A 1,260-nucleotide genomic window follows, 5' to 3' on the forward strand; every position below is an offset into this window, starting at 1 on the left:
TGAACTATCCCACCTTTCACGGACAGATAAATTAAGCGGCAGCCCAATAGGCTTGATCTACGTCAGCGGGGATTCTGTAGTCGAGCGTCTGGTGTACTCGCTGTCGATTGTAAAACACCTCGATGTAGTGAAACAGTTCGGATTGTGCACTCTGGCGGGTGGCAAAGGTTTGTTGGTTAATCACCTCGAATTCCACACTGGCAAAGAAGCTCTCAGCCACCGCGTTATCCCAGCAATCGCCTTTGCGTGACATGCTCTGCCGCATTTTATTAGCCGTTATAATCTTGCGGTAGTCTTTGGCTGCATACGTCTGGCCTTGATCGCTATGCAAGATCAAACCGGGCTTGGGACGACGGCGGTATACCGCCATTTTCAGTGCGGCACTCACCAGCTTGGTGTCGTTGCGGGGTGACATTGCCCAACCGACGACAAGCCGGGAATACAGATCGATTAGCACCGCCAAATACAACCAGCCCTGGCGGGTCGGGATGAAGGTAACGTCGCCCACCCAGACGCGATCAGGTGCGCGAGCGGTAAAGTTACGCTGGAGCATATTCGGCGCCCGCCAGTGGCCGTGTTTGGACTGTGTCGTGACCACAAACCGGCGCCGTCGACGTGCCCAGATATTATGCGCCCGGCGCAGCCGGGCCACACGATGCTTGCCGCAGGCCACGCCTTGATCATTGAGCGTGCGCCACGCTTTGACGCTACCCAGGCGCTCCCGGCTTTGGGCATGCAAGGCTTTGATCTGGACGCTGAGCACACGATCAGTACGTGCGCGCGCCGACTCAGGCCGGGACCGCCACGCGTAATAGCCTGACCGGCTTACTTTCAAGACGTCGCACAGTAAATTAACGTGATGATGTCGGCGCTGCTGATTCACAAAGGCATACTTCATGGCAGCTCCCGAGCGAAGTATGCCGCCGCTTTTTTTAATATGGTGTTTTCTTCTTCCAGCTTGGCCAGTTTACGGCGCAGGTGCGTTAGCTCGGACTGCGCGTCAATCGCTGCGTTGCGCCCCGGACCGCGAAAGGCTCGATCCTCACCTTTGCCGCCTAACTCGGCCTTCCATTTGTAAAGCTGATTGCGCCGTACCCCCAACTCTCGGGCCAATTCCGCGCCGACCTGGTCGCCTTGTTCTAACAGCCGCACGGCTTCTAGCTTGAATTCCTTGGTATAACGTTTGCGCTTTTGCACTGGACATCTCCTTCGGGGCTATTGTCCCCTTTGATTGATGTCCGTGAAAGGTGGGATAGTTCA

General features: G+C 56.1%; 2 protein-coding genes. Both read right to left on the bottom strand.

Going from position 1 to position 1,260, the window contains the following annotated elements; genetic code table 11:
* Positions 1-31: 31 nt before the first annotated feature.
* A complete protein-coding gene (locus tag RM531_RS15955; RefSeq protein WP_311660716.1) occupies positions 32-898 on the bottom strand; it encodes an IS3 family transposase in 867 nt (288 codons plus the stop codon).
* On the bottom strand, positions 895-1,197 hold the full coding sequence (locus tag RM531_RS15960; protein ID WP_311660717.1) for a transposase: 303 nt from the start codon (positions 1,195-1,197) through the stop codon (positions 895-897). The genes RM531_RS15955 and RM531_RS15960 overlap by 4 nt, the downstream gene beginning before the upstream one ends.
* Positions 1,198-1,260 lie beyond the last annotated feature (63 nt).

Origin of the sequence: Spectribacter acetivorans (genome assembly GCF_031846305.1) — a bacterium.
Lineage (GTDB): Bacteria > Pseudomonadota > Gammaproteobacteria > Nevskiales > Salinisphaeraceae > Spectribacter > Spectribacter acetivorans.